The following is a 25123-nucleotide window of genomic DNA, read 5'->3' on the forward strand; positions in this document are numbered from 1 at the left end:
AACCGATACGCCTGTTAAAGTGCGATCGCCGATCTTGTAGCGTGCGTTAATGAAATGTAGCGCACATTTTTGATATTTGTTGTTAATATTCCACTAAACACATGCTAAAACTAGGCGATCACAAATTTGTTAACCACAAAGTAGAAGCTCTAGAAAGATGAAGTATGCCAGGGCAACCGCATAAAAAAATTGAGATCCTTAACTATCAAGCACCCCAGAAATCGATAAGTAAAAATACTTAGGAATGAAATCCTTACTGCGTAAGCCATCTATTTTTTATGCGGTAGCCCTGTGAAGTATGCGTCTCGAAACTTCACTTTCAGACTATGCGCTTTATAGTTAGACTAGACTGAATTTTTTAGTCTAATCCATAGTTTGGCTATCAAAATACGCTAATCGTCATTAAGAAGAAATAGGATAACTGCCCAAGTACAAGTCATGGTGGAAATGAGAGATATCGCGATAGTGACTGCTGATACACCCCGTACTCTAGGATGGTTGCGGTTAGTGATCGTTTCTGACACACATAATGTTGATCTACCTATCTCTCTTTTCCCTGAAGGGGATTTGTTGATTCATGCAGGAGACCACACAAAGAATGGACTTCTTACTGAGCTTACTGATGCGGCAACATGGCTACGTTCGCTAGCGACTCGTTTCACCTACGGCGTTGTGGCGATCGCAGGAAATCATGACAAGCCTCTAGACGTAGAAACATGGCTCCAAGTCGCCTCCCTTTCGCACCCAGAAGAACGATGGAGCAGTGAATTGATGACTACTGCACAGAACTTGTTCAAGGACAACGAAATTGATGGTCTCTCTGCGCCCATGCGTCTACTTCAGCATTCTGCCGAAGAGATAGCAGGGTTGAAATTCTTTGGTTCACCATACATAGGTTTGACACCTCGCCGACAGGCAATGCCCCAAGATAATCCTCTGCGCTACGAGGGTTTTGCTCGCGACCCTCAGCGTTTGATAGAACTTTACGCTGATATACCCTCTGGACTGGATGTGTTGATCACCCATAGCCCACCTCTGGGAATTCTCGACTCCAGCGTGCAATATGGTGGAGTTCTGAGGGAAAAGCCGATTGCAATTGGCAGTGTAGCTCTGCGGGAGCGCCTGCGGGGACTGCTCCCAGATGAGCGCCCCCGACTCCATATTTTTGGGCATGAGCATGACTCTAGAGGTGTATTTTGGGATGAGGAATTGGGAATTCTCTTTGTCAACGCAGCAGCAGTAAATGGCGATCAAAGCATCATTAAGCAGGGAGGGGATTATGTCATGAAGGAAGGCTTCCGTCCTTGGGTCATCGACATCAGGGTGAATCCCTAGTCCTATATTAAAACCTACATGGGTCTGTCTGCTTAACTATAAAGGTTCTTTCTCGTTTAGCCAGATGGCGCGGACGATCTTGATTTCATCATAGCTATATTCCTCTCGTAGATGATCAAAGAGATTGCGGAGCGAATCACCACCGATCGCTTCAAGGGCTTCATAAATGACATTTTGACGTTCGGGAGTGACAAGGCGATCGCAATTAACCGCATAGCCTGCTTCAATTAGTTGCACCAGATGTGTCCAGACTGTCGCAGGTTTCAATCCGCGATCGCGAGCGATTTCATCAATATCTAGACCATTCTCATACATCGCCAAGGTTTCACGCTGGGTACTTGCCTTAGATAGTTTTGATTTGGGTGTGACTGATTCTTGCTTAACCCTAGAATTTGTCGATTCTTCAGGTTCTGCAGGTGGATATTTGAGATGATGTTCGAGAATGATCGCAATAAAATCATCAGCATACTGCTCTAATTTTTTTGCACCAACACCCGATAATTTCGCAAATTCCTTGCGGCTTGTCGGTTGCTGCTCTGCCATTTGATTGAGCGTGGTATTACTAAAAATCACGTAGGGTGGAACTTCCTGCTCATCGGCAAGATTTTTGCGAAGTAGGCGCAATCTTTCAAAGAGAATTTCCACATCAACAGGTCGTTCGCTCGTTTCGCGTTCGGTGACTGTTACAGGCTCCGTATCCCGTTCAATCGGTAATAGCACATTACGCTGACCGCGCATCACTTCCCAACTACGATCATTGAGCTTGAGAATGGCGTAACCATCGGTAGTTTGGGTTAAATAACCCTGATGGATTAGCGATCGCGAAAGTTGTCGCCATTCATCGAGACTGCGATCTTTGCCGATACCGTGAGTAGAAAGGTTTTCATGCCCATGTTGCAAAATCTTTTTATTCAGCGAACCTCGCAAAATATCAATCACATGACCTGCGCCAAATCGCTCTTTTACTCTCGCCACACAGGATAAGAACTTCTGCGCTTCCACTGTCCAATCTTCCATTGGCTTCGGCGTTAGGCAGTTATCGCAATTGGCGCAATCTCCTTGAAAATGTTCGCCAAAATAGCGTAAGAGAATCGTGCGGCGACAGGCTAAACCTTCGGCATAGTCAACGACTTGTCGCAATTGCTGTTGAGCAATTCTCTGTTCTGCTTCCAACGGCTCATTGGTATGCGGATCGACCTTTTGAGCAATCAGATACTTGATCGTTTCTAAATCTCCATAACCCAAAAACAAAGTACAGTGCGAATCTTCCCCATCACGCCCAGCCCGACCCGACTCTTGATAATAGCCTTCAATATTTTTCGGCAAGTCGTAATGAATCACAAACCGTACATCAGGTTTATTGATTCCCATTCCAAAAGCGATCGTGGCTACCATTACCTGCACATCATCCCGAATCCATCGGGTCTGATTTTCTTCCCGTTCCTTAGCACTTAGCCCCGCATGATAGGGAATTGCGGCAATTCCATCCTCTCGTAAGCGTTCGGCGATTTCATTGACACGCTTACGACTGAGGCAATAGACAATCCCTGAGCCTTGCATTCTCTTGATTTGCCTTAGCAAATCCACATAGGATTGCTCCGTTCCTTGTTTCGGAACAACTTCATAATAAAGATTATTGCGATTGAAGCTAGCAACATGAACGTAGGGCTGTTGTAACTGCAATTGTTGAATGATGTCTTCCCTGACTCGCTCTGTCGCTGTAGCCGTCAAGCCAATGACGGGGACATCGGGATAGAACTGCCGCAAACGACTCAATTGACGATATTCAGGACGAAAATCATGTCCCCATTCTGAGACGCAATGGGCTTCATCGATCGCAAATCCTGCAATGCCAATCTTGTTTTTAACAATATTTAGAAATTCGATAAACTGCTCGGCAAACAAGCGTTCAGGTGCAACATAGATTAATTTAGTCGCTCCATTTAAAATTGCTTGCGATCGCTGATTAGTTTCTCGACCTGACAAAGTACTATTTAAAAAAGTAGCCCCAATCCCATTCTCTTTCAGCGCCGTAACCTGATCCTGCATTAAGGCGATCAAAGGCGACACCACAATCGTTACGCCAGTTTTTAATAAAGCTGGCAATTGAAAGCAAATGGACTTCCCGCCCCCTGTGGGCATAATCGCTAAGGTGTCTTGCCCCGCAAGATGGGCTTCGATAATCTCGCGCTGACCAGCACGAAAGGAGTCATAACCAAAGTATTGTTTGAGAGCTTGCTGTAAAGGATTGCTTGTCATAGATTAGGATTCAGTCGGAGATTTCGCGAAAGTCTGAAATATCCATTTGGTGATTTCACCGTCATTTTGAGCATAACTTAAATGTAATGCTTCTTCGACTTTAGATATGTCTAAACCTTTCAGAACTTGTGATTGCGTAATCCTTCCACTATGCCCATCAGCGATCGCAAAGGCAAATATCTCTGAAGTGCTAGCATTGACCGCCCAATATTCTTGAATTCCTAAACGTTCATAGAGCAGTCTTTTATAACCTAGATCCTCTTGAATTGTCGTTGCGGAAATTTCCACAACTAAAGTGGGTAAATCAAACTCATTTAAATCAACTGGTGCATTATTTCTAGGAGGAATTTTTAAGTCAGTCCCTATATAAAACACCATGTCAGGTTGAAATTCTGCATTACCTGTCTTTCTGAAACTACAGTTAAGGTACTCATAAATACAAATGCCAGCAAAAGCGGCAAATACACTAATTACTTTATAAACAACTCCATTCTCGTGAGCGTGAATTGGTCCAACGGGAGACATTTCAATCCTCATTAAATGCTGGTCATAATAAAATTTAGCCTTATCTAAGCTTGGTTCTTCAGCAAGAGCTAAAAATTCTTCCCAAGAGGCTCTTGCCCAAACATCAGAGACAATTTCTGGCTTGACTTCTCTAATCTCTTTAGGATCGTCTGTTTTTGCGCTAACCGTAATAGTCATAGTTAATCCAGTTAGTTGTGACTCTTAAACATTTTAACATAGCGTTTCTAGGTGAGTCGCAGCCGAAGGCTGCGACTCACTCAATTACTTCCCAATACAGAATCTACTGAAGATTTGATCGAGGACTGATTCTGTTACTTCTTCACCTGTGATTTCCCCGATCGCACTGATGGCAGCCCGTAAATCAATTGTCCAAAAATCAAGTGGCAATTGATCGGCGATCGCAATTTCGACATTCTCTAAAGATTGCACAACCCTTAATAGACAGGCTTTCTGGCGTTGATTAATTGCCACATCAAGATTTGCAGCAGCGATCGCATCTTGATGAATACATTTAAGAATAGCGGTTTCTAAATCCTCAATACCCTGATTTTGAGAAGCTGCGGTTTTTACGATGGGAATTCCCTCACCCCCAGCCCCTCTTCCAAAGGGCGAGGGGAGCAAATTCTGATTCCCCATCTCCTGTGGAAAAGGCGAGGTGAGAGCAAGATCTATCTTATTCATTACAAAAATCAAAGGGCGATCGCTAACAATCTCATAGATTTCTGTATCCTTCTCAGTCCAGCCCAGACTCGCATCAATTACCATTAGCACTAAATCAGCAGACTGAGCCGCTTGGCGCGATCGCTCTACACCGATCTTCTCTACAACATCTTCTGTTTCGCGAATGCCTGCTGTATCGAGAACTTGAATGGGAATTCCGCCAACTACCAATTGCGAATCGACCACATCGCGAGTTGTCCCTGGTAAATCTGTAACGATCGCGCGATCGCTCCGACTCCAAGCATTTAACAGGCTCGATTTGCCGACATTCGGACGACCGACAATCGCCACTTTTAAGCCTGTGCGTAGTAGTTCACCACGATCTGCCGTTGCTAAAATTTGTTGTGATTCCTGTGCTACAAACTTAATTTCTGACTTCACCCATTCCACATCAAGGGGTGGTAAATCATCTTCAAAATCAATTCTTGCTTCTATTTCCGTGAGCAGATTTAAGCATTTGCCGCGCAAATATTTAAGCGAATTAGCTAACTTACCACGCAAAGAAGCGATCGCTGATTGTGCCGCCTGTGCCGATTTTGCTCCTACTAAGTCATTAATACTTTCTGCCTGTGTGAGATCAATGCGACCATTGAGAAAAGCCCTTAAACTGAACTCACCAGCCTCCGCCAACCTTGCGCCATTCTCTAAACAGAGGTTTAGCACCTGTTGCACCGCCATAATTCCCCCATGACAGTGAAATTCCACCACATCCTCACGGGTAAAAGAACGGGGTGCTTTCATTAATAGCAACAGGCTTTCGTCAACTATTGCTTTAGTCGCAGGATTACGTACATAACCATAGAGAATCCGATGACTTTCCCAAACTTGTTTTCCCCCTGCATGGAATATTTGCTTGGCGATCGCCTCTGCACGATCGCCTGATAATCTCACAATACCCACACTGCCCTGTTGTGGAGAAATAGCCGTAGCGATCGCCGCGATCGTGTCAGATAGACTCATTCGTAATTTTTCTAAATTTGAAAAAATCTTAAGGTAATAACGTTAATTCTATAATAACTGCTCTAAGTAGTTAAGAAGCACAAGTAACCTTAAACTCCAGAAGTTGTGCTAGCCAGTGCAGATGGCATAAGAGTGTGTTTGAGAAGTTTTACCCCCTCCAACTCCCACTTATTAAAGTGGGAGGATTTGAGTTTCGAGGGAGAAACTCTAGCTCTTAAAAAATATAGGACTTACGCAAGTCCAACGAATTTACAGGTTTTTCATTAGATTAGATTAGATTTGATGCGAGCAAAGTCCACGCCAAATCTAATTATTGCGTAAGTCCTACAAGATATAAGCTTGTTAAAATCTAGTGTTCCATGAAATTTTTTATAGCCCTCATCCCTAGACCTTCTCCCGTCAGAGAAAAAAGAAATCAAGATAGGGTTTGTCCTCCTCCACCAGTAGCTAAAATTAAATCCTTACTGATATTAATCAAAGCAAACTTTCATTAATTTTTTGGCTAACCCTTGCTGCATAGGATTTAAAATATAACTAGAATAGTTAAAGAATGAGATTGTACATTTTAGAGCTAAAAACTTAGTTCTAACCTCATAGGGGGAGAATTTTAAAAGATTTAAACTCGTTAATTGATTATCGATTTACCAACAACTTTGGATTAATTTCGCATCTGGGTCTTACTGAAACTATGCTTATATCTACTAATGGTGATTTACCAACTTGCCCAGAAAAAAGTAAATTTGCTTCTAAGAAGGTAGCTACAAAAAAATCATCATCAAAAAAAAATACTCAAGAATCTCTAGGATTGCATCAGGCAATTTTGGATAGTGCAAACTATTCAATTATCGCGACAACAGTGGATGGGGTAATTAGTGTTTTCAACAAAACCGCAGAGAATTGGTTGGGGTACAAAGCGTCAGAACTTGTGGGAAAATTTACTCCCGAACGTTTTCATGATCCTGAAGAGGTTAAACAAAGAGCGATCGCTTTAACCGAGGAACTCGGTATTCCTGTTGAGGCAGGATTTGAGGTATTTGTCGCTAAGACAAAACTAGGTCAAATGGAAGAAAGTGAGTGGACATATATCCGCAAAGATGGCTCAAGATTTCCTGTTAAGCTTTCTATTTCTGCATTACGTAATGAGGCAAATGAAGTCTCAGGCTTTTTAGGTATTGCCAATGATGTCACCAAACAGAAACAATCTGAGCAAGAATTACAGACAATCTTGCGAGAGTTAGCGTTTCAGAAGTTTGCCCTTGATCAAGCAGCAATCGTAGCTGTAACTGATCTTCATGGCGATATTATCTATGCCAATAATAAATTTTGTGAGATTTCTGGATATAGTCAAGAGGAACTCTTAGGCAAAAACCATCGGATACTCAATTCGCAATATCATTCTCAAGAGTTCTTTACCAATTTGTGGGATACGATCGCTAGTGGAAAAGTATGGCGTGGTGAAATTCGGAATAAGGCTAAGTCTGGGAATTATTATTGGACAGATAGTACGATCACCCCTCTCCTCGATGATCATGGAAAACCCATGAAATACTTGGCAATTCGCTTTGACATTAGCGATCGCAAACAAGTTGAAGAAACTTTGCGACTCAGAGAAAGAGCGATCGCTGCTAGTCATAACGGAATTGTCATTACTGACTGTAAACTCCCGAATAATCCAATTGTCTATGTCAACGCTGCCTTTGAAAAAATTACTGGCTATTCTGCTGCTGATATCATGGGCAAGAATTGCCGTTTTTTACAAGGAGATGATGTATTCCAAGCAGAAAAGGAAGTAATCCGCGCAGCAGTATTAGCGGGAAATCCTTGTAATGTCGTAATCAGAAATTATCGAAAGGATGGCACATTATTTTGGAACGAGTTAAATATTTCACCAATATTTGATCATCATGGCAACGTGACTCACTTTGTGGGAATTCAAACTGATATTACAGAACGAAAAGAAGCCGAAAAGGATTTAAAAAGGCAAATGCGCCTCACCGTTTTACTCAATCGGATTACCGATGAAATTCGGCAGAGTCTTGATGTTGAAAGCATTTTTCAGACTGCGGCACACCAGATTCAATTAGCTTTTCATTCTAGCCGATGTCTGATCTATCGGCTAGAATATCCACCAGCTAGTAAAGAGCAACAAACATTGACTCAACCCCAAGTTTCGCTGATGTCAGAGCAATTAGCTGACAGGATCTTTTCGGTTAAAGATATTGAACTACCCCTTTTAAATAGTAGCTTCGGACAGAAAATAGCGAGTCAGGATCAAGCGATCGCCATTACCAACGTTTATACTGAACCTGAATTAGATGAATTTGGCGACCTATTCTATCGGATGCAGTTGCGATCGCTATTAGCTATTCGTACTTCATCCCATGGCATAACCAATGGAATTATTTTGTTACATCATTGCAACAGTTTTCACAAATGGACAATTGAGGAAAAACAACTCCTCGAATCCGTTGCCAATCAGGTCAGTATTGGTCTATCGCAAGCCCAATTACTGATTCAAGAAACAAGGCAAAGAGAACAACTAATTAAGCAAAATGCAGAATTAGAAGAAGCAAAAATAATTGCAGAGGCAGCAAACCGCTCTAAAAGTGAATTTTTGGCAACTATGAGCCATGAGATTCGGACTCCCATGAATGCTGTAATAGGAATGACAGGAGTTTTACTAGATACAAATCTCACTAAGGAACAACGTGAATTTATTGAAATCGTACGCAATGCTGGCGATACTTTACTAACTATTATTAATGATATTTTAGACTTTTCTAAAATTGAATCGGGACATCTGGAATTAGAAGAACAAACTTTTGATTTGCGAATTTGCCTAGAAGATACAATTGAACTGCTCTCAGCAAAAGCGGTTGAGAAAGGTATTGAACTCGGTTATTTGATCCATCCTGATGTGGAATTAATCGTCATTGGCGATATGACCCGACTACGTCAAGTTTTAGCAAATTTGATCGGGAATGCAATTAAATTTACGAATCGAGGTTCTGTAAATATTTCGATCACCCAATCGCCGATATTCCATTACGAACGATGCGATCTCCAAAGCCATAAAGAAGATTCCCAATTACTGCGGACATTACAGTTTGCAGTGAGAGATACTGGGATTGGTATCCCTAGCGATCGCCTTCATCGATTGTTTCAGCCTTTTAGCCAAGTGGATGCTTCCACCACCAGACAATATGGTGGCACTGGACTAGGCTTAGCCATTAGTAAACGTCTATGCGAACTCATGGGCGGCACGATGTGGGTGGAAAGTGATCTTCATCAAGGCTCCACTTTTCACTTTACGATTACAGCCCCTACAAACAACTGGGAACAATTTCCCCCAATTAGCATTGCTAATTCGCAAGCAATCTCCCCATCAACCAATGGGAAATCACTTACAGGTCAAGGGATTAGTCATATTAATGCTGAGCGTTATCGACGGAATTATAACTTTGATCCGAAGATGGCGAGAAATCATCCACTGCGCATTTTGATCGCAGAGGACAATGTGATTAATCAAAAAGTTGCTATTCATATCTTGCAGCAGATGGGCTATCGTGCTGATGTTGTCGCCAATGGATTAGAAGTTTTAGCTGCCCTCTCTCATCAGACCTATGATCTGATATTTATGGATATGCAGATGCCAGAAATGGACGGGCTAGAAGCTACTCGACAGATATATCAGAATTGGGAGCATAAAAAGCTCACTAATAGACCCCGTATTATTGCGATGACAGCAAATGCCATGCAGGGCGATCGCGAAATTTGTTTAGAAGCAGGTATGGATGACTATCTGAGTAAACCAATTCGTAACTCTGAACTGGTGCGCGTATTACTGGCATGTCAACCAGCGACAAATCCTCCCGCGCATTTATCATCAATTAATATGGGTACGCTTCACGAAACTGCTAATGATATTGGGGGGGAAGATCCATCTTTTTTAATTGAGCTAATCGATAGTTATTTAGATAATACGCGATCGCTCCTCCAAGAGTTATATACTAGCTTTGCACAGCAAAATTTTGATTTAATGCTACGAACTGCCCACACCTTAAAATCTAGTAGTGGTGTTATTGGTGCTGAAGAGCTATCAGAAATGTGTCGTGATCTGGAGATGGGTCTCCGTAGTAAAAATTATGAGGACTTAGATATCAAAATCAATAAAATAGCCGATGAGTATGCAAGCGTTAAATCTGAACTAGAGCAGGAAAAGTATAATTAACGCTATTGCCATCTCCTAGTTTTGTCCAATACTGTCCAGTTATGTAATGACCATCGAAGATCGCGATCACAATAAGCATCCGCCCCAAGAAGTAAATATTTCAGAAACAACCGCATCCGAACCCGCATTGATTTTAATTGTGGATGACGATCTGTTTATGCGAAAAATTTTGGTGCGTTATTTGGAACGCGAAAACTATCGAGTAGTTGAGGCGGCTGATGGGATGGAGGCATTACAGATCTATCAAGAGCGTCAACCAGATATGATTTTACTGGATGCGATGATGCCTGTCTTGGATGGATTTGAATGTTGCGCGAGGTTACAGCAACTTCCGCATGGAGATCATACACCTGTATTGATTATCACAGCACTGGAAGATCGCGAGTCTGTTGATCGCGCATATGAAGTGGGGGCTTCGGACTATGTAACTAAGCCAATTCATTGGGCCGTATTGCGCCAAAGGGTAAAGCGCTTACTCGAACAAGCAAATTTACGTCAGCAACTAGAAGCCGCAAATAAGCGTTTGGCAGTAGTAGTCAAGGAACTTCAGCGATTGGTATCTATTGATGGATTGACGCAAGTAGCCAATCGTCGCTGTTTAGATGAATATCTCGAACAAGAATTTAGGCGTTCTAGTAGAGAAAAAGTCCCTATTTCCTTGGTGTTATGTGACATTGATTTTTTTAAAAACTATAACGATAACTATGGACATCAAGAAGGGGATCTCTGTTTACAATCCGTTGCTCAAGCAATTAGTAAAGCGACAAATCGTCCTGCCGATTTAGTCGCTCGCTATGGTGGGGAGGAATTCGCAATTGTTTTACCGAATACAGATCGAGAAGGGGGAATGAATGTCGCGATGAGAGCGAACGAGATAGTGCGATCGCTACAATTGCCCCATGAGCATTCTGAAGTTGCTAACTATGTAACCATTAGCTGTGGTGTCGCTACCCTTTTTCCCCATCAGCATACTCAAGCTATAAATTTACTACTTAAATCTGCCGATCGCGCTTTATATGTAGCTAAGGCTGAAGGACGCAATTGTGTAAGGCAAAGTGATAGTAATCTAGAAGAAATCGCAAAAACATAAAAAAGAGATGCAGCGCTTGGCACTGCATCTCTTTTTTATGTTTTTGCTATAGTGTTCGCTATAATCACAAAGCAGCAAACTAATGGTTAGGGTATAAAGTACATATCCTTATCATTTAGATATTTAATTGAGACATTAAGCAAAATCTATGGAATGGCATATTACCGATGCACAAAGCTTAGCCATCATCGATCAAGAAATTGGTGAGCATTCCCTATCTCCATCCGAATATGAGATTGTGCGCCAAGTAATTTATGCAACCGCCGATTTTGAATATAAACACCTTGTCAGATTTTCTGAAAATGCTTTACAGGCAGGCGCATCGGCTTTAGCTACTCGTACTACAGTGGTTGTGGATGTCCCCACTGTACAAGCAGCTATCTTCCCTAAGATTTGTGACACATTTGCCAATCCAATTTACTGTGGTGTGGATGCAATTACTCGTCCCCAAAAGGGTAAAACGCAGGCAGCTTGGGGAATTGAGACTCTAGCTAAGCGCTATCCTGAAGCCATATTTGTGATTGGGGAGTCACAACCTGCTTTAGCAACTCTTGTAGATTTAATCGAAGTAGAAGAAGTAAAGCCTGCGCTGGTGATTGGCGCTCCTGCTGGTTTTATTGATACCGATGTGATTAAGTCTCGATTGCATGATTCGCAAATCCCCCATATTCGCGTGGATGGGCGAAAGGGCAATGCGATCGCTGCCGCCGCAATATTTAATGCTCTTGTAAGTTTGGCATGGCAGGCCTATGGAACCAAATAAGTAGGCAGAAACAATTAAAACTGACCCGCTTGCATATCAGTTACAGCAGTTTTTGAGCAAAAGAACCACAAGAAAATTTTTAAAAGCGTTGCAAAGCAACGCTTTTAAAAATTTTCTTGGTTTGGGTTTGAGCGCAAAGTGCTGTAGTTCAAAGTTTGATTGGGTACTTAGGTAGCTTGGCATAATTAAAAACCAGAACCAAAACCTGTAGCGCACGCGCAGCGTGCGCTACAGGTTTTGGGGTTTTATATTTAATTGCACCTAGCTACTTAGTGATGTTTTGATGTTGCCGTCGAAGTCGGGAACATCCACAAGAAAAGCTATAAAATGCAATGTGTTAGGACTTATGAGGATTGTATAGACCTATGAACTTTAGTCTGAACTTAAGTCTAAGTTTAGGTCGCGTTTGGGCGATCGCCACTAATGTCTTTCGCGAAACAGTGCGTGAGCAAGTGCTTTATCTTTCTTTGTTATATACATTGATTGTGGTGTCGGCAATGCTGATGCTACCAGAGTTTTCCTATGACTCTTCGGCAAAGATGATTGTGGATACTGGCATAGCTGCGATCGAGGTGGTGAGTTTAATTGTGGCGATATTGGTTGGTACTAATCTGATCAATAAAGAAATCGATAAGCGAACAATTTTTATTCTCATTGCTAAGCCAATGCACCGAGCTGAGTTTGTCCTTGGTAAGCATCTGGGCTTGACTGCTGTAGTTGGTGCGCTGGTATCAATTATGAGCATAATTTTTATTATCTTGATGGCGATCAAGCAAATTCCGATTCCCACTCCTGCGATTCTCACCGCCAATTTTTTTATATTTTGGCAAATCATGCTGCTAGGAGCGATCGCTATTTTCTTCGGCACATTTACAGGTTCACTAATTGCCTCTTTGCTCACCCTTGCTGCCTATGTGATCGGCAACTTCAGTCGCGATCTACTGTTACTGGGTGAAATTTCTAAAAATCCTAGTTTGCAGGCAGTTACACGCACTTTTTATATGATTTTGCCTGATTTATCACGGGCTAATCTCAAAAATGAGGCAGTTTATAATATTCTGCCAAGTCTGACCGATATGTTTAGTAATGGGATCTATATTTTGAGTTATGCGCTATTAACCTTAGCGATCGCCATTCTTATCTTTTCACGCCGCCAGTTCTAAACAACAAAAAAGCCTCGCAATGCGAGGCTTTTTTGTTGTTAACGTGAGTTCGGGTTAAGCTGACAAATTTTAAAAGCCCAAAAGTAAAAGCCTTGCATAGCAAGGCTTTTACTTTTGGGCTTTGAGAGAGGGTTTGCGTAGCAAACCCTCTCTCAAAGCCCGTTTCAAATTATCCTGAACTCGCGTTTGGTAGCAACTTACAAAGCTGCTTCTTTCTTGAGATTATCGCGATCGCTTACCTTGGTAGTAGGTGTCTGAAGCGCGAAGTAGAGTTTATTTAAAGCACTGAGATAGGCTCTTGCCGAGGCAACAATGACATCGGTATTCGCTGAATGTCCAGAGAGCGTACCAACATCAGGATGCTTTAGACGAATGGTAACTTCGCCGAGGGCATCAATACCTGCGGTCACAGACTGCACCGAGTACTCGATCAAATTATTGGGTACATTGACGATGCGATTGATGGCTTTATAAACTGCATCCACAGGACCAGTTCCCACAGAGACATCGGTAATTTCTTGACCATCGGGCATTACGACTGTAACCGTTGCTGTGGGAATTGCGCGATCGCCACAGCTTACCTGCACCTGCTCGAGTTTGAAGGCTTCAGGCGCATGACGAATTTCATCATTGACGATCGCTTCTAAGTCGCGATCGCTAATTTCGCGCTTCTTATCAGCCAACTCCTTAAAACGCACAAAGGCAGCATTAAGTTCTTGTTCAGAAAGTTCAAAACCAAGCTCCTTAAGGCGAGAACTCAAAGCATTGCGACCAGAGAGCTTACCAAGAACGATCAAGTTATCGGTCAAACCAATGGATTGAGCATCCATGATTTCGTAAGTGAGGCGATTTTTCAATACGCCGTCCTGATGGATACCTGACTCATGGGCAAAGGCATTTGCACCAACGATCGCCTTATTAGGCTGTACCAACATTCCCGTGAGATTAGACACAAGGCGCGAGGTTTTGTAAATCTGCTTAGTGTCAATGTTGCAGAGAGGGGCAGTCGATTCCGCAGGACGACCGAGATAGGCATTGAAATAAGCACGACGCACATGTAACGCCATTACCAATTCTTCGAGAGCGGCATTGCCTGCACGTTCACCAATACCATTGATTGTGCATTCCATTTGACGTGCGCCATTCTTAGCGGCTTCAAGGAAGTTTGCCACTGCCAAACCGAGATCATTGTGACCATGAACAGAAATAATCGCCTGATCAATATTGCGCACATTATCTTTGATCCCCTTGATCAAAGCTCCAAACTCCGATGGAGTCAAATATCCCACAGTGTCGGGAATATTCACTGTCGATGCACCCGCAGCGATCGCCGCCTCTAGCACTTGGTAGAGAAACTCAGGATCGGAACGTCCCGCATCTTCAGGAGAAAATTCAACATCGGCAACTTTTGATTTAGCATAGGCAACCATCTCTGGCACAATCGCTAAAACTTCAGCGCGAGTTTTTCGGAGTTTGTATTCCAAGTGAATATCGGAAGTTGCGAGGAAGGTATGAATTCTTCCTTTGGCAGCAGGTTTAACCGCTTCAGCTGCCGCATCAATATCACCTTTAGTAGCACGGGCTAATCCACAAATCGTTGGTCCATTCTCAGTACCAACGAGTTTTGCGATTTCTTGAACTGCATAAAAATCACCTTTACTAGCAAAGGGAAAACCTGCCTCAATGATGTCTACACCAAGTCGAGCCAGTTGCTGAGCGATTAGCAGTTTTTGCTCCACGTTAAGAGTTGCGCCGGGGGACTGTTCACCGTCGCGTAGGGTGGTATCAAAAAAGATAATGCGATCTTGAGCAACATTAGACTCTTGAGGTGTTACTGATGTAGACATAATGCGTTAATTCATGAATGGTTAATGTGAAAATGTAACTATGGAGATATTCTTAATTGTGATTGTAAACAGAACACAAACACATTAAGTTATTTTCAATCTTAGCCCTTTTCTTTAAAAATTGGTAAGTCAATTTCGTTTTGTCTTAACCAATTGTCCTAGGCAAACTGGCAAGTATCATCATCGCTGTTACGGAAGATTGCACTTGGCTGGGTAAAATCATCATTGTTATCTTGAGAGGATAGTAAACCACCCTCCGCAGGATGCTGCATTGATTTCGCTTCTAGTTGATCGTAGAGATTCTTAATAACTTGGAGAATATAATTAGCTGACTGTTCATAGGCGCTAGCTTCACTCAGCGATCGCGCAGTTTGCCAAATTCCATGCTCTACCCGATCAAAGGTGGGATAAGCATAGAATAGTTGTCGAAGTAGCCCATCTAGTTCATGGGTTCGTAAATCTTGCCAGCTATCGTGGTCAGGATTAAAAGGATAGTAAAGTGTAGAGAACAATAAAATTTTGGTTCGCATCGCATTAGTAAACCGCATCAGTTCTAAGCGTAAATCAAAAAGATCATTGGCAATTTGAGAGTCAAAGGGAATTTTGTTTTTTATCTGATTATCTAGATAAGCATTAGCTCCATTAGTGGGATAGACAGGCGGTGCGATCGCTTCGACATAATTATTAGAGTTATTAGAGCTATCAGAGGCGCTATCAGGATAAAGTTGTTCTAATTTTGTGAGCAACATGTTACCAATCACAGCATATTCCACAGGCTTAGAAACCCTTTGTACTGACTCTTGAATTAATGCTCGCAATTGAGGGAAAGTGGGCATAAAGGAAACTAATTCCTTGAGCAGTCCTGCCCAATCCACACTATTTAACTGACGGGGATCACTTTCCCAAATATCTTGATAGGTATATAACAAAAGCTTTTTGAGACGCATCTGTTGAGCATCCGTATCAATATCATGGGCTACCAAAGTATAGATATCAGCAATGTCCGCATCTCCGTAAGGATAGGGATCAAGAAGCGATAGTTCATCTTCAGTAAATCCCATTAATTCTTCATAGGAGGGAAGATCTGGATTGTTATCGTTAAAAACTTCCTTTTCTACCTTATTGGAATTCTGTTGCGAAGTGTCAAGTGGAGCAAGGATTTGCGCTGAGCCAGCATTAATTACTAAATTGCTAACTTGATATGATGTTGGTGTGCTAGCTGATGGTGGATGAGCAGATATTTGAGAAGAACTAATAGGCGTAGCGATCGCTGCTTTCTCGTAGAGCCTAGAAACCATCTGAAAAACCATTTTGGCAATAATCAAATATTGGCGCTGCTTCGGAACTGCGATCGTTTTTACTGATTTGACTAAGTTCTCTTTTAGGGATTCTATGGTCGGATATTGCTGATATAAATCTTGTAGCAATTCCCCAAAGGTAAAGTTATCCAAACGGTGCGAATCATTTTCCAAAATGCCAGTACAAACTAAGCATACTAACTTCTTGGCTCTGACAGGATCTTCACTCATCTCAAGATCATCGGAAATATCCTCAATTAGAATTTCCGTCGGAGTCTTAGCATTATTTTGGGGATTAGGACTATTATCAGAAGTTAATGACAACTCTTCTGGTAGAGATGGTGTAATAACACTAAAAACCGTTTGGGCAAGGGACTGGGAGAGTAGAGGTTGTAGAGCTTCTAATACTTCATTAGCTGATTGGTAACGCTGGCGAAAATCAAAGCGCACCATTTTATCAATAATATCTGCCAATGTGGGGGTTACTTTTGCATAGTCCCGCCAGCGAAACTCACTAGTGAGTGGATCTTCAGGAATTTGATTTGGTTGTAAGCCCGTCAATGCTTGAATTGCGATTATACCGATCGCATAGATATCACTGGCAAACATGGTTTTGCCACTATATTGCTCATTGGGCATATACCCTGGGGAGCCAATCACAAGGCTAGAGGTATTCCCAAATTGACTAATCGGTTGAGTACTAACTTCTTTAACTGCCCCAAAGTCAATTAAAACAATTTTGCGATCGCTAGCCCGACGAATTAAATTACTTGGTTTAATATCACGATGGATGACCTGCTGACGATGTACAAAATTAAGGGTTGATAAGATATCCGTCAAAAATTCAATTGTGTACTTTTCGCCTAAGCAGATGCCCCGTTTAATCTCTTGAGTCAAGACATCGCCTTCAATCAATTCCTGAGCCAGAAAGAACTCTTCATCCTCTTCAAAGTGCGCCAATAAACTAGGAATACACTCATGTTTGCCCAAGCGATAAAGTACCTTAGCCTCTTTATCAAATAGTTCTCGTGAAATTTCTAATACTTCTATTTGCGATGAAGCAGGTTTAAGCTGCTTGATCACACAGGAAGGTCGATCAGGCAAGTATCCATCTTCAGCAATAAATGTTTGGCTAAAGCCGCCACCGCCAAGCTGTTTGACGATCTTATAGCGCCCAGTCAGGGTTTTGCCGAGCATAATCATTTTAGCCAGTACCAACGGGGAATGTACTTAGGATGGGCGGCATAAAGCAGGATCTATCCTAGGTGGTAATATTTTGACATCTGATTAACCTGATAGCAAGTTAATTTTCGTTAGATCTTTAGGGGTAGAGTGATACCTTGCGCCGTGGCGTAAATCATCACCTTTGCTAGATTGAATTAACGCTAACGCGATCATCAAATACGAAGCACTCACCCTCCCAAACACTTTCTTCTGATGGCACTTCTTCTAAATATTTGAGAATGCCACCCTTAAGGTGATAAACCTCAGAAAATCCTTGAGATAACATATAGGCACTAGCCTTTTCGCAACGAATTCCACCAGTACAGAACATCGCAATTTTTTGATGTTTCTCAGGATTTAATTGCTCCTGCACATAGGTAGGAAATTCCCCAAATGTTTCGAGATTAGGGTTGATCGCACCTTGAAATGTACCGAACTCCACTTCATAGTTATTGCGCGTATCAATCACAATTACTTCAGGATCAGCGATCAAATCGTTCCAATCCTTGGGATCAACGTATTTACCAACGCGATGACGCGGATCAATATCTGGGACTCCTAAGGTAACGATCTCTTTTTTTAGTCGTACTTTCATGCGTTGGAATGGAATCCCTTGGCAATAGGATTCTTTATGTTCTAGGTTTTGGAGACGGGGATCACTCCGCAAATAGCTCAGCAAGGCATCGATCGCTGCACGGCTACCTGCGATCGTGGAGTTAATGCCCTCTTTGGCTAGTAGAATTGTGCCTTTGAGTTGATGAGTATCACAAAATTCCTTGAGAGGATTCCGCATAGTTTCATAATCGGGCAAGTCTGTAAAATGATAAAAAGCTGCCACTACACAAAGCTCAAGATCGTCTTGATTATTGGCTTGAGCCTTTGCTTTTGCTTCTATAACTTGTGCTTGCAGACGATTGATTTGCTTAATCCTACTCATTTGCCCATTCATTTTTAATATTCGCGATCGCCTTTTTATAAGTCCTAATACATCAAATATAGCGCTTTGCGTTCTAGTTGTCCCATTCCTGAGTAAGTAAACCACTATCGAGCTTGTCGCGAATGAGTTGCCGCACCAATGTCACTTCTTCGACTAAAACTTTACCATCAGCATGAATAGTCCGATCAATTACCTCCATTTCGTATTTAGAAATTCTACCGTCAGCGATCGCTCGATCAATTACTGCCTGAAGTTTTTGCAAACTTTGTAACTCATTAGGGGTTAATTCTTTGCGGTTAGGATGTTCAACTAACATTGTTCCAAATCCAAACTCATCTATTCCCACAATAGCGAAATTGATTAGGTTTTGGGATGCATCGATACAAGCTGTTACATTTGTAACCTTGTATCTAGATATAGCAATACTAAAAGGCTTGTGGAAGTGCACGCCTAAGGCGTGCACTTCCACAAGCCCCAAAATCCACAAATGATTTAACGTCAGTTCGGGTTAAGCTGGCAAATTTAAAAATACCAAAAGTAAAAGCCTTGCATAGCAAGGCTTTTACTTTTGGTATTTGAGAGAGGGTTTGCGTAGCAAACCCTCTCTCAAATACTGTTTCAAATTATCCCGAACTCGCATTGATTTAGGATTGCTGTATAAGTAAAGCTAACAATCAAGGTAACGCATTGCGTTACCTTGATTTATTTAATCTGGATTAGGAGGACACCAGAAGAGATTTTGACTGGATATACCTAGAGATTCCAAAATCTCTTTCATCTTTTGGGTACATTCCATCCAATAGTCGAGACTGTCATACATCCAGTCAGGACTAAAGTGTAAATCATAATGGAGTAAGTATGGGATATCCGTAAACTCATCGGATGTTTGCTTGGAAATGAGTAAGACTCGGAAGGGCTTGCCCTCACATTTAATTTTGAGCTTATCAATTAAATCGAGAACATAGTCGCGATTAGTGACACCAGTGCGAATGAAGAGAATTTCATCACTATGTTTGAGCGTATATAAAAACCTCTTGGCACGGGCAGAATAGCGCACGCGCATCCGTTCATAGATCGGCTGCATATTGTTAACTGGATCATCGGAATCTTCAACTTCATGACCAAAAGATAGTCCTGACCATTTGGAATGATAAACACGACGATCAGTAGGATTGTAATGTAGGTAGGCAGGATTCCACATATCCTGAAAGTCATTGACTACTAAATCAGTAACATCACCAAGATTTGTAGAACGCGCTAAGTCAAAAGGAAATGCGGGCCCATCATATTCCATTTTATACAGCAGCATTCTCGCCGCACAACGATCGCCTAGGGGCAAAATAGCAATTCGATGTAGCTCTGACAATTTGCACTTGTATTTAAGTAGCATCGTTGATTTGGCAGGGGCTTTGACCCGACTCTCCAAACCGCGATCGCCAATAATCATCGTCCGAAAAGGTATGTCAGGATGAATAGGATCGTTATATACCGCCGCAGGCATCGCGGCTAGAGCCGTGCGAATTTCTTTCCACATGGGATGGATATTATAGGCTTCGTTAGATTCGTTGATAATCCGAATTGTGCGATCGCCTTCTTTAAGAATCCCTAAATATCCATCATAGTAAAGAATCTCAGAGTTTTGAGGGGCAAAGAATTTCAAGGCGGAGCAGTATTGTAAATCCATATCAACAGGAATTGCTACCGTATTCTCTATTGAACCATTCACCCCAACTGTCAATAATGGCAAGGTTCCCAACTCGTCATTTTTGGAAATATAGGTTCCCGAAATCAGTTCCGCTTTACGTTTTAAAGCTGCTTGCAATTCATTCCAAGTAGGAGTGATATTATAGGGATGCTCAGATTTATTGATAATTCGTAGGGTTTGTGCTTCAGGACAGGCAAATACTTTAAAACCATACTTATCTTCGTAAATAGAAATCTCTTCTATTTTTTGACTCTGCAATAAGGATTTCTGATCCTGTAAACGATGCTCACGAGTGATTTTGAATAGATCAAGATTGATGGATTCAAACATCAGACGATGCCCTGCGGTATTAGGATGAGCCACATCTAAAGATATGTTATGCTTCCATCCACCATAGCCATTATCGATCGCATCTAACCAATTAAGAATGGGAACTTCCCAAGTTAACATCCGATGATGGGTATCACGCAACAGCCAGTTATGCTCTGGGTTGTAATCACCATTAGGATATAGACCCCCAATAATAGGAATTGCTCCCAAATCTTGAGTCATTTTCACTAGTTGCTGTAGCCCACTCTCAAAGCGTCGTTGAACTGCGCGGCGATCATGGGGACGGCAATAGGCTAGTCCTTCATTACCGAGGGAAAGCGCAATAATCACAATATCTGGTTGTTCTGGGACAACCACAGAAGCAAAGCGCTCGATAGTGTTACTGACAGTTGCACCTAATTGTGAGCGGTTGACCAGTTGATGACCATATTTTTCCTGTAACGCTTCGCCTAGCTGACTTGCCCAGCCCCTAAGTAACCAAGCACTACATCCCATCGCCACCGAACTGCCAAGAACTAAGACTTTAATCCCACTCGCTGGATTTTGAAGTTTAGGAACTGTAGCGATCGCATTCTCTAGATAGCCGTAGGGGAAAGCATGAATATAACTAAATGCACCATCATCAATAACAACTGTAGAGCTTGTCGAATTAATATATTCTTGTTCAATAGGAACCCATCGATTTTCACCACGTTCAGATTCCCATTGCACTTTTCCATTGGCAGCAATCCGCACATACTTATACTCAATCCGATCTAGTGGATTCGGTAAGCCTAAAGGGTCAATTGCGACTTCTACAGACCAAATAGGATAGCGATCGCTAGATGTGTTTAGAGATAGATATTTATTAACATCCCACAATCCTAATTGAGGAACTGAACCAACTATACCAATCATTTCCCCATCTTGGGTGGGAGCCTTTACCTGAAATCGATACATAGAGATGTCTTCTCTGGATAAGGAGGTAGTAATTATGCCTAATAGAACTTCCACAGTCACGATAGGCATGAACCATTTTTTAAGCTATCACCTATTGCGCTCTAAGTGTGTTTTAGAAATTACAGCATTATTGCTAAGTTGTTCTATGGCAAAAAATAGATAGACAGGGCAAATTAAAACCCCAAAGACAAGTGGCAGCGCAAAGCACTGCCACTTGTCTTTGGGGTTTTATGCCCTAAGCAGCTATTTTTTTGCTATCTCAAATAGTTTGTGGAAAATTAACCTTTTAGGGCGCTCTTCCACAAAACAGAAAATGATTTTTTACTACAAGACTCTCGTTAGCCGATCACCAAAATATCCGCTAAAATATCCACTAAGGGGCTGTCGAATCCACTTGGTAGGTAATCTGCACCAATCCTGTATTAAATACTTGCAAATCCTCTAATTTTAAATTTAGTGTAGGGAGAGGGGGCGGAAATAGAGCTATACCCTCGCCTAAAATTATGGGATGGATCGATAGGATCAATTTATTGACTAGATTATTTTCTAAACAAGTTTTGGCGATCGCAGCTCCACCAACTAGCCAAATATCCTTACCATCTTGATTTTTTAGATTATTAACAAAACTCACTAAATCACTAGATACAAAAGTCACATTATCATCGCGATCTTGCTGAATATTTCGTGAAAATACAAAACCTTGCTTGTCTGGGTAAGGATAATCGCCCCAAGACTTGATCTGCTCATAGGTAGTGCGCCCCATCAAAAGGCGATCGCAGGTCTCATAAAAAGCCTCATAGCCATAATCCTGATCAGTAAAAAGCCAGTCTACTGCACCAGAACTACGGGCAACATAGCCATCCAAGCTCGTTGCAATATACAAAATCAATTTACCCATAACAGAAAATCTAATCGTTTTCGGCAAACCAGCGATCTTTCGATCCCCATTAAATGATATTTTGAGAAGCGGTTAGCTTTATATGTGAGTGCAAACAATCAGACTATGAGTTTCAACCAAAAGTTAAACTTTTTATAGTTTGATATTTTGATGTATTGCATTTTCTTGCATATATCTGCTTGTACGTCATTTCATTGCAAATTTTTTAGATTCTGAGTTAAGAGGCTGGAGTAAACAGCAAGCATGGTAACAACCGCAGAGAAAGTATCAGTCGGGCGCATCACCAAGATCATCGGTCCTGTGGTCGATGCCGAATTCCCCAGTGGCAAAATCCCCGAAATTTATAATGCCGTCGTCGTCAAAGGCAAAAACTCCGCAGGACAAGACATCAACGTCACCTGTGAAGTACAACAATTATTAGGCGATAACCAAGTACGTGCAGTTGCAATGAGTACCACTGACGGCATCGTTAGAGGTATGGATGTAACCGATACAGGCGCACCGATTAGTGTTCCTGTTGGTCCTAACACCCTTGGTCGTATCTTCAATGTATTAGGCGAACCTATTGATGAATTAGGTCCTGTTACCACCGAAGAAAAATTCCCCATTCACCGTCCATCCCCTGCATTTACATCCCTCGAAACCAAACCTAGCACCTTTGAAACGGGCATTAAGGTAATTGACCTTCTTGCACCCTATCGTCGTGGTGGCAAAATTGGACTATTCGGTGGTGCTGGTGTAGGCAAAACCGTATTAATTCAAGAATTAATTAACAACATCGCGAAAAAGCACTCTGGTGTGTCGGTGTTTGGTGGTGTAGGCGAACGTACCCGCGAAGGTAATGACCTCTACAACGAAATGAAAGAATCGGGCGTACTTCAGTACCTCGCTCTCGTTTACGGTCAAATGAATGAGCCACCCGGAGCACGTATGCGTGTAGGCTTAACCGCTTTGACCATGGCGGAATATTTCCGTGATGTGTCCAAGCAAGACGTATTGTTGTTCATCGACAATATTTTCCGCTTTACTCAAGCTGGTTCTGAAGTATCGGCACTACTTGGTCGTATGCCTTCAGCTGTAGGTTATCAACCTACTCTTGCCACCGACATGGGTGCTTTACAAGAGCGCATTACCTCAACCACCGAAGGTTCGATCACCTCTGTACAAGCGGTGTATGTACCTGCGGATGACTTGACTGACCCCGCTCCTGCAACCACCTTTGCTCACTTGGATGCAACCACCGTATTGTCTCGTGGCTTGGCTTCTAAGGGGATTTATCCTGCGGTTGACCCCCTCGATTCTTCTTCGACCATGTTGCAGCCAGGGATTGTTAGCGATGAGCATTACCGTGTAGCTCGTGGCGTACAAGCAATTCTTCAGCGCTACAAAGAACTTCAAGATATCATCGCCATCTTGGGTCTAGATGAACTCTCTGAAGAAGATAAGTTGGCTGTAGCCCGTGCTCGTAAGATTGAGCGCTTCTTGTCTCAGCCCTTCTTCGTAGCAGAAGTATTTACTGGATCTCCTGGTAAGTATGTCACCCTCGAAGAAAGCATCAATGGTTTCGATCGCATCCTTAAGGGTGAACTCGATGATCTCCCTGAGCAAGCTTTCTACCTCGTTGGCAACATCGAAGAAGCGATCGCTAAGGCTGAAAAGCTCAAGGCTGGTAATTAGGCATTAGCTATTAGCGTTTAGCTGTTAGCGTTTAGCTCATGAAAGCTAACAGCTAACAGCTAACAGCTAATAGCCAGCAGCTATCAAGTTAAAACCTATTACCAAATATTTTAAAAATGACCCTAACTGTAAAAGTAATTTCCCCAGATCACACAATTCTGGATACTGTCGCAGAGGAAGTGATTTTACCTAGTTCCACGGGGCAACTTGGTATTTTAACTGGTCACGCTCCTCTGATTTCCGCACTAGAAACAGGTGTATTACGTTTTCGGAAAGATAAAGCTTGGGCAGCCGTCGCTCTTACAGGTGGTTTTGCTGAAGTTGAAGAAAATGAAGTAACCGTTTTGGTGCGTAATGGCGAACTTGGCAGTGAAATCAATCCTGAAGAAGCTCGTCAGGAGTTGGCAAAAGCTGAGCAAGATCTCGCAAATATTAAGCCTGAAGATAAGCAAGGCAAGATTCAAGCTGAGCAACATTTGCGTACTGCTCGCGCTAGAGTCCAAGCAACTACTCCTATCTAGTAATAGTTTTCGCTTAGCGAAAATTTTTACTGAATAAAAAAGTGATCGCCATAGGTGATCGCTTTTTTATTGTTTTAGTAGTAATTTTCACATTCAAGGAATCAATTTTTTAAAGGTGAAATAAAAAACTATAAAAAGGGTAAATTATATCTAAATAACTACAATACTTATTTAAACAGGCACTCTAAAATATGAATAAGCCTTTTTTTCTATTCCTTCTTATTTCTTGCTTTTTGGCGATTTTTCCAATCGATTCAGTTTTTGCTGACAATACGAAATGTAAGCTCACAATACAAGAAATAAGATCGTCTTTAGAAGAAAAGAAGATTTACATAAAATCAGTAACATTTAGACTTAATTCTTCTTCTCCCTATAGGAATGCCAATCAAGAGGTTATTTTTGTTTTAAGCGGTGGACGTTTTGAGAATCAGAAATCTTTAGATTTTTTAAACAGTAGAAAACTTCAGTTAGATATAGCAAGTCAAGTAGTAGAAGTATGTGATCCAGTTGTTAGGGTTGTATTCGGTTTAGATCACAGTGATTTTACTAATGGCTATTCCTACCATAAAGGTATGGGTGTGAGAAAAGACGAATGCAGTGAATATCAACCTAGGGGCAATAATTATCTTAATTGGGGGGAAGAGCGTTGTTTGTGAACAATCCTTTCTTATTGGAAATATTTAGATATTAGTCAATCTAAG

17 protein-coding genes are annotated in these 25123 nt (G+C 41.9%); 8 read left to right on the forward strand and 9 right to left on the reverse strand.

Features of this window, described 5'->3' with window-relative positions:
- Nucleotides 1-447: 447 nt before the first annotated feature.
- Entirely contained in the window at nt 448-1335 is an 888-nt protein-coding gene (locus NMG48_RS15475) for a metallophosphoesterase (protein WP_271252378.1), read from the forward strand.
- Between the two features lie 36 nt (nt 1336-1371).
- On the opposite strand, the gene recQ is transcribed toward NMG48_RS15475, so the two are convergent.
- From recQ to mnmE, 3 genes are all read right to left on the reverse strand, one after another.
- Nucleotides 1372-3594, reverse strand: coding sequence for a DNA helicase RecQ (gene recQ, locus NMG48_RS15480; RefSeq protein ID WP_271252379.1), 2223 nt, complete (start codon nt 3592-3594; stop codon nt 1372-1374).
- 3 nt (nt 3595-3597) lie between these two features.
- A complete protein-coding gene (locus NMG48_RS15485) occupies nt 3598-4296 on the reverse strand; it encodes a Uma2 family endonuclease (RefSeq protein ID WP_271252380.1) in 699 nt (232 codons plus the stop codon).
- A gap of 84 nt (nt 4297-4380) precedes the next feature.
- Nucleotides 4381-5799 (reverse strand): tRNA uridine-5-carboxymethylaminomethyl(34) synthesis GTPase MnmE, encoded by a 1419-nt coding sequence (mnmE, locus tag NMG48_RS15490; protein ID WP_271252381.1) that lies wholly within the window; start codon nt 5797-5799, stop codon nt 4381-4383.
- Between the two features lie 688 nt (nt 5800-6487).
- Here mnmE and NMG48_RS15495 point away from each other — a divergent pair.
- The 4 genes from NMG48_RS15495 (at nt 6488) to NMG48_RS15510 (ending at nt 13046) form a co-directional block, all read left to right on the forward strand.
- Nucleotides 6488-10030 carry a PAS domain S-box protein gene (locus NMG48_RS15495; RefSeq protein WP_271252382.1) on the forward strand — a complete coding sequence of 1181 codons (3543 nt, stop codon included), beginning with the start codon at nt 6488-6490 and terminating at the stop codon, nt 10028-10030.
- A gap of 46 nt (nt 10031-10076) precedes the next feature.
- The gene (locus tag NMG48_RS15500; RefSeq protein WP_271252383.1) at nt 10077-11120 is read left to right on the forward strand and encodes a response regulator; all 1044 of its coding nucleotides are present in this window, start codon (nt 10077-10079) and stop codon (nt 11118-11120) included.
- Nucleotides 11121-11268: 148 nt separating this feature from the next.
- Nucleotides 11269-11883: a precorrin-8X methylmutase gene (locus NMG48_RS15505; protein WP_126387295.1), complete on the forward strand. Its 615-nt coding sequence runs from the start codon at nt 11269-11271 to the stop codon at nt 11881-11883.
- Between the two features lie 365 nt (nt 11884-12248).
- Entirely contained in the window at nt 12249-13046 is a 798-nt protein-coding gene (locus tag NMG48_RS15510) for an ABC transporter permease (protein WP_126387296.1), read from the forward strand.
- A 197-nt stretch (nt 13047-13243) separates the two neighbouring features.
- Here the strand turns inward: NMG48_RS15510 and NMG48_RS15515 are convergent, their stop codons facing one another.
- The 6 genes from NMG48_RS15515 to NMG48_RS15540 form a co-directional block, all read right to left on the reverse strand.
- Nucleotides 13244-14893, reverse strand: a complete 1650-nt coding sequence (locus NMG48_RS15515) for a 2-isopropylmalate synthase (protein WP_271252384.1) — start codon at nt 14891-14893, stop codon at nt 13244-13246.
- Nucleotides 14894-15051: 158 nt separating this feature from the next.
- Nucleotides 15052-17388, reverse strand: a complete 2337-nt coding sequence (locus NMG48_RS15520) for a serine/threonine-protein kinase (protein WP_271252385.1) — start codon at nt 17386-17388, stop codon at nt 15052-15054.
- 172 nt (nt 17389-17560) lie between these two features.
- Nucleotides 17561-18352: an oxygen-dependent tRNA uridine(34) hydroxylase TrhO gene (gene trhO / locus NMG48_RS15525; protein ID WP_271252386.1), complete on the reverse strand. Its 792-nt coding sequence runs from the start codon at nt 18350-18352 to the stop codon at nt 17561-17563.
- Between the two features lie 73 nt (nt 18353-18425).
- Entirely contained in the window at nt 18426-18668 is a 243-nt protein-coding gene (locus NMG48_RS15530) for a hypothetical protein (protein WP_271252387.1), read from the reverse strand.
- Between the two features lie 390 nt (nt 18669-19058).
- Nucleotides 19059-21395 carry a DUF1796 family putative cysteine peptidase gene (locus tag NMG48_RS15535; RefSeq protein WP_271252388.1) on the reverse strand — a complete coding sequence of 779 codons (2337 nt, stop codon included), beginning with the start codon at nt 21393-21395 and terminating at the stop codon, nt 19059-19061.
- 304 nt (nt 21396-21699) lie between these two features.
- On the reverse strand, nt 21700-22224 hold the full coding sequence (locus tag NMG48_RS15540) for a dihydrofolate reductase family protein (protein ID WP_271252389.1): 525 nt from the start codon (nt 22222-22224) through the stop codon (nt 21700-21702).
- Nucleotides 22225-22467: 243 nt separating this feature from the next.
- Between NMG48_RS15540 and atpD the strand changes: the two genes are divergently transcribed.
- The 3 genes from atpD to NMG48_RS15555 all read left to right on the forward strand — a co-directional run bounded on the left by atpD (nt 22468) and on the right by NMG48_RS15555 (nt 25078).
- Complete coding sequence (gene atpD, locus NMG48_RS15545; RefSeq protein WP_271252390.1) at nt 22468-23901, forward strand: F0F1 ATP synthase subunit beta; 1434 nt, start codon at nt 22468-22470, stop codon at nt 23899-23901.
- A gap of 116 nt (nt 23902-24017) precedes the next feature.
- Nucleotides 24018-24422, forward strand: a complete 405-nt coding sequence (atpC, locus tag NMG48_RS15550) for an ATP synthase F1 subunit epsilon (RefSeq protein WP_271252391.1) — start codon at nt 24018-24020, stop codon at nt 24420-24422.
- Between the two features lie 191 nt (nt 24423-24613).
- Nucleotides 24614-25078, forward strand: a complete 465-nt coding sequence (locus NMG48_RS15555; RefSeq protein ID WP_271252392.1) for a hypothetical protein — start codon at nt 24614-24616, stop codon at nt 25076-25078.
- The last annotated feature ends 45 nt before the right edge of the window (nt 25079-25123 follow it).

It is taken from the genome of Pseudanabaena sp. Chao 1811 (assembly GCF_027942295.1).
GTDB lineage: Bacteria > Cyanobacteriota > Cyanobacteriia > Pseudanabaenales > Pseudanabaenaceae > Pseudanabaena.